Origin of the sequence: Corallococcus sp. CA047B, assembly GCF_003612065.1 — a bacterium.
Taxonomy (GTDB): domain Bacteria; phylum Myxococcota; class Myxococcia; order Myxococcales; family Myxococcaceae; genus Corallococcus; species Corallococcus praedator.
In genome coordinates, this window is sequence record NZ_RAWD01000465.1 from 1 (window position 1) to 5,590 (window position 5,590).

Annotated in this window: 4 protein-coding genes; 2 read left to right on the forward strand and 2 right to left on the reverse strand. The window is 70.6% G+C overall.

Features of this window, described 5'->3' with window-relative positions; genetic code table 11:
• Positions 1-338: 338 nt before the first annotated feature.
• Positions 339-1,151, forward strand: a complete 813-nt coding sequence (locus D7X74_RS38935; protein ID WP_120538011.1) for a hypothetical protein — start codon at positions 339-341, stop codon at positions 1,149-1,151.
• An 85-nt stretch (positions 1,152-1,236) separates the two neighbouring features.
• Complete coding sequence (locus D7X74_RS38940; RefSeq protein WP_147444554.1) at positions 1,237-1,893, forward strand: hypothetical protein; 657 nt, start codon at positions 1,237-1,239, stop codon at positions 1,891-1,893.
• Positions 1,894-1,942: 49 nt separating this feature from the next.
• Here D7X74_RS38940 and D7X74_RS38945 read toward each other — a convergent pair whose 3' ends face one another.
• Entirely contained in the window at positions 1,943-4,405 is a 2,463-nt protein-coding gene (locus D7X74_RS38945; protein WP_120538013.1) for a transglycosylase SLT domain-containing protein, read from the reverse strand.
• A 207-nt stretch (positions 4,406-4,612) separates the two neighbouring features.
• Positions 4,613-5,302 (reverse strand): DNA-binding protein, encoded by a 690-nt coding sequence (locus D7X74_RS38950; RefSeq protein ID WP_120538014.1) that lies wholly within the window; start codon positions 5,300-5,302, stop codon positions 4,613-4,615.
• Between the last annotated feature and the right edge of the window lie 288 nt (positions 5,303-5,590).

Sequence of the window (5,590 nt, forward strand, 5' to 3'; positions counted from 1 at the left end):
GTCGGGAATCTTCGTGGCCATGGTGGGGGAGTCCAGGGGATGAACCGCGCTCCCCAGATTATCCGACCGGGCCGGTCAGAAGTTGTGCGCCGCGGCATCTTCCCGGGCGGTCACGGTCCATTCCCTGAATCCAGGTTTCAGTTTCGCGTCAGCCCGTCACCGCGTCATTTCTCTCCCTGTGACCCGACTTGCTACAAATACACTGTTTCATGTGACGCCAAAGGCTACTCCTGATTTCTCATGACATGAAACATAAGAGTGAAGACAGACAGATTCGGGGTGTTGGCGCAAGCGGTGCAGGGGTGGCCGGTGCAGTTCACCCCACGACGAGGTAGTGCATGCACCTGAAGATGACGGGCTCCCTGCTGGCTTCCATGCTGCTGACCATGGCGGGCTGTGCCGGCGCCGACGACTCCCAGCCCTCCGGTTCGCTGAACGCGCAGGAGTCCGCGGCGGAGTCCCAGTGCATCAAGCAGTTCGACGGCATCACGAGCTGCGCGCTGGGCAAGGCGAGGCTCGCGTCCAGCACGGAGGGCCTGCTGGTCTCCGGTCTCGCGGCGAAGACGGACGGTGTCGCCAGCACCTTCACGAAGGCGGTGAAGTGGGAGCAGCGCAGCGCGGTGAGCCTGGGCGCGAGGGGCGGGCTCCAGTTGTCCGCGCGTGACGCGGATCAGGTGGTCAGCACGCTGAAGATCACCCCGGGCCGCGAGGCGGACACGGTCACCATGGCGCCCACGTTCACGGGCTCGCCGGGCGGTTCCCGCTACGCGATGAACGTCTACCTGGGCGGCGTGCTCCAGGGGACCAGCCACCAGCCGGCCGGCATGGTGATCACCTTCACCAACTGGCGGGACTTCCTCCGTTGGGCGGAGATGAACCACCACTTCCTGAACGACTTCGACATCGACGGTCTGTCGAAGCGCGCGGCGTCGGACGTGGGCGCGTGCGTGTGGCGCGTGGGCGCGGTGAAGAACACCTTCACGGTGGACGTGAATGGCAAGCCCGTCGTGGGTGACGAGGTGGAGTTCGTGGAGACCATCGCGGACGGCGCCTATCCGTACCGTCACTTCACGGGCATCGACGTGAACGCGGTGGCCAACGAGCTCATCGTCCGTTCGGAATCCATCACGCTGCCCGAAGGCGCGAAGTAGCACTTCCCGCCACACCGCTCCTGACGCCGGACGGGACGTTCATTCCGTCCGGTGTCGAGGCACCTCCGTGGTAGCCTCGGGGCCCATGGGAAACATCGGTCCTGTCGGCAGCCGGGGCGTCACCCGCCCTGTTTCCAATCCGGTGGAGGACGTGGCGGAGGCTCGCACCGCGACGCCCGAATCCGCCTCTGTCCCGACGGAGACGCAGGTGGCGCTCCAGCAGGACGGCTTCGTGCCGCCCGGTGCGCCTCCTCCGGTGAACCTCACGGGCACGGAAGGCCCCGCGCCCCTGGGGCAGCGGGAGCGGGCCCTGGAGGTGACGCGGCAGAGTCCCCCGGGCTCCGTGGGTGCGGCCATCCGTCCGCTGCTGTCAGGCGCGATGCAGACGCTGGGCGCGGTGGGGTACGGCATCGGCGCCGCGCCGAGCGCCGCGGCCCTCGCCGTTCCGGGAATGGCTGCCGCCGCGCCGAGCCTGCTGGAGCGCGCCGGAGAGCAGGGCCGCGCGGGACAGGCCGCGGGCCGCGAGGCCGCCGCCGGCCAGGTGGGCGACTTCTACGAGGCCCAGCGGGAGCTGCTGAACCGGCCCGCGACGATCAGCAACATCATGGAGTTCGCGCAGCGGGAGACGGACTTCTTCCGCCAGCAGCCGTTCAGCGTGAGCGCGCCCGCGTCGGTGATGAGCGCGTCCACGCGGGCCTCGCTGATCATGACCAGCGCGGTGGCGCAGCGGATCACGCCATAGCGCGCGGGTCCGGCCGGGAGGCATGGCCGCCGGCCGGAGTCCCGAGTTCCTACCGGCCGCCGGAGATGGAGGACGTCGGCGTCGCCATGTTCTTGCCGCTGCCGCCGGTGCCCGTCGCGGGGCTCACCTTCGGCATGTGCGTGGCCTCCAGCGGGACCTTGCGCGCGGGCTGGAACGACGTGGGGAGCTGGTTCGCGTAGAGCAGCTTGTAGGCGCTGTAGCTGCCGAGCACGCGCTTGACGTAGTCGCGGGTCTCCTCGAAGGCGATGTGCTCCACCCACTCGTCCAGCTCCGCCTGGGGCAGGGCGCGGCGCCAGCGCTCCACCGCCGCCGGGCCCGCGTTGTAGGCGGCCACCGCGTAGGCGGGATTGCCGTCGAAGTGCTTGAGCAGCTGGCCCAGGTACGCCGCGCCCAGGCGGATGTTCTGCGCGGGCTGGAGGAGGGACGCCTCGTCCACGGCGGCCATCTTGAGCGAGTCCGCCACCTGCCGCGCCGTCGCGGGCATGAGCTGCGCGAGCCCCAGGGCGCCGGTGGAGGAGCGGGCGCGCGGGTTGAACCGGCTCTCCTCGCGGATGAGGCCCTGCAGCAGGTCCGGATCCACGCGCGCCGCGCGCGAGTGGCTCTGGATGAGCGGACGGAACGCGAGCGGCCACGTGGCCTCCCACACCGGTCGCGACGCGGCGCTCAGCGGCCCGGAGGCTTCCTGGCGCAGCGACACGCGCGCCACCTGCCGCGTGGCCCGTCCCCGGCCGGTGCGGCGCATCGTCTGGTAGAGCAGCCGCGCGGGCGCTTCCGCGAGGCCCCGCGTGTCCACCGCGAGCAGCTCCTCCACCACGCCCGGCTGTCCCAGGCGCAAGAGCTCCACGCCCGCGGAGAAGCGCGGATCCTTCTGGAGCGGGCCGGGGGGCAGGGGCCAGACCTCGTCGGTTCCGGGGGCGCTCGTCGGCACGCCCGCGACCGCCTTCGTCACCGCCGCCGGGGCCGCGGCGGCCTCCATCATGCGCGCCAGCCGCTCCGGGGCCTGCTGCGCGAGCCGGGTCCGGGACAGCAGGCCGTACCACGCCGTGGGGCGCTCGGTGGCGATGAGCTCGTAGCGCGCCAGCGCCGCGTCGGTCGCGCCGCCAGACTCCTGCACGCGCGCCTGCCAGTAGCGCGCCCGCCACAGGGCATCGTCGGTGCGGGCCGTCTCCGGAAGCTGCTCCACCGCCATCAGCGACGCCAGACCCTGCTGCGTCTCACCCTTGCGCGAGTGCAGCCAGAAGGCGCGGAACAGGGCCTCGGCGGCGAAGTTGCCGGCGGGGTAGCGCCGCGCCAGCGCCTCGTAGTTCTTGAGCGCCTCGTCCGCCTGTCCCAGGCGCTGCTGCGTCCAGGCCTCGAAGAACAGCGCGTCATCGGCGTAGCCGTGCTCCGGGTAATCCTTCGCCAGCGTGGCGTACGTCTCCACGGCCGCCTCGGGCTGGACCACCGACTGCGAATAGGCCAGCAGGTAGAGCGCCTGCGGACGCTGCTCGGGCGAAAGGCATTCGCGGGCCACCGGCTCCAGGACCTGGATGGCGCGGCGGTGCTGGCGCTCCTTGCGCAGGGCCCGGCCCAGGGTGAGCTGGGCGCGGCAGGCCAGCTCGTCCGGAAGCTCCGTGCGAGGGCCCGAACGGGACAGCATCGTCATCGCCGCCGTGTTCTGGTGCAGCTCCACCAGCGCCTCCGCCCGGCGCACGCGCCACTTCATGGGCAGGGGCAGGTCCCGCAGCAGCGCGCGAGCGCGGTCCGCCGCGGGCGACATTGGAGCCGTGGCCCAGACCTCCAGCAGCGCGCGGTGCTCGGCGTTGTACTGGCCCGCCGCGCGAGCCAGCTCGCAGTACTCCAGCAGCGCCTTCATCCGGAGCGCGTCAGGCCCGCGCGCCTGGCGGCTGTCGATGAACTCCTGCAGCGCCGTCAGGGCCTCGGGGATGCGCAGCTGGCGCTTGAGCACGCGCGCCATGGCGAAGCGGGCCTCCGGGTACAGCGGAGAGCCCGTGGACACGGCGCCGTACTGCTCCGCCGCGCGCAGCGGTTTGCGCAGGCGCTCATGGGACTGCGCGGCCCGCATCAGGCAGTGGTCGCGCAGCGGGGCGTAGTCCTCCGCCAGCGCCGTGAACTCCGCGGCCGCGGTGGTGAAGTCCCGCGCGAGGAACGCGCTCTGGGCCTGGAGGTAGCGGCCGGGAAGGGAAGGGGGCGCTTCCGTCCCGAGCAGGGCCCGCGCCGACTTGTACCGGCCCCGGTCGAACTCCGCCCGCGCCCGCGCCAGCAGCCCTTCGGCGAAGTAGGAGGTCAGCCGCTCCGGACCAAAGGCCTCCGCCGTCAGCTCGTCCTGCGACGGCTGCGCGGTGGGCGTGTCGAGCAGCGCCTCCAGCTTCTCCTCCGACATCATGTCGCCGGAGTCATCCTCGCCCGGGGCCTGGGCCCATGCGGCGCCCGGCCCGAGCACGCTCGCGCATGCGAACAAGACCACCGCTGTTCCTCGAAGTGCGTCCATGCCAGCCCTCGTTCGTCCGCCAGGGACCCCGATGGATTGGCACTGCCGGTACGGTTGGGACCTGCCCGCCTGTTCGCCCTTCAGGCACGCGTTGGCGAGTGGATACGCCAGGAGGTGGGCCTCGCGGCGAGTGCACGAAAGCCAACGGCCCGACCGTCCCGGAACTGGCACTGGGTGTGCCAGGACCTCCAGCCATGGCGGACCGCGCTACGGCAGGACGCTCAAGTCCGCGGGCATCCGGGGCGCCACCTCGTAGGTGGTCTCATACTGCGCGGCCAGCCCCACGACGCGGAGCCGCTGCCCCACCGTGAGCTCCTGCAGCGCCGCCTTGTCGAAGCCGGCCGACACGTGCACGAACACCTGCACCTCGCCCGTTCCATCGTTGATGTAGAGCTTGTAGCCGTACGGCGAGTCGTCCACGAACGCCTGGGTGATGGCGCCGGAGACGCTGATGAGCTGCCCCTCCACGGACTCGTTCACGCCGCCGGTCGTCACGTCCTTGGCGGACACCAGCTGCGTTCCGGAGAGCACCTTCACGTCCGCGGCCACGGCCTTGAGGATGCGAAGCTGGTTCTGCTCATCCAGCGTGCCGGTGACGCGCACGTGCGCGCCCAACCCGAAGGTCTGCTTCGGGTCCAGCTTCACGTAGATGCCTCCCGTGTCGTCCTGCAGCGCGAAGCCCTCGTCCCCCAGGGCGGAGACGAACGCGCCGGGCTGCACGGAGACGTGGCCCTCCACCGTCACCTCCTCGCCCGTCTCCAGCGCGCGCGCTTCGTCGATGGGGGTGGCATCGCTACAAGCGCCCAGCGTCAGCGCGAACACGCCAAGGAGCGCGAGGACGCTCCAGCGCGAAAGGGACGGCGGGCGAGACAGGGGCAGGGAAGGGGCTCGATTCATGGTCGCCTTCTAACAGCCCGCAGCTAGAAAGTTCTGGAATGTCTTATTTATGTCGATTTGCTCGTATTTGGGTGCGGTGGGTGGATGTCTTTGGCGGCCCTGGTTTGACGCAGGCCCCGTTCGTCGTGCCGCAGCGCGGCGGAGGTCGGGAGGGCTCGCGCGGCTGAAACATGCGACAGGCTCGATTTTGACCCCACCAATGGGTGTCATAAGGTCACCTTGCTGCATGTAGGTTCTGTTTGTAGGATTCGGCCGCCCCCCCGCCCCCTCTGTGCCCCCTCTATGAAC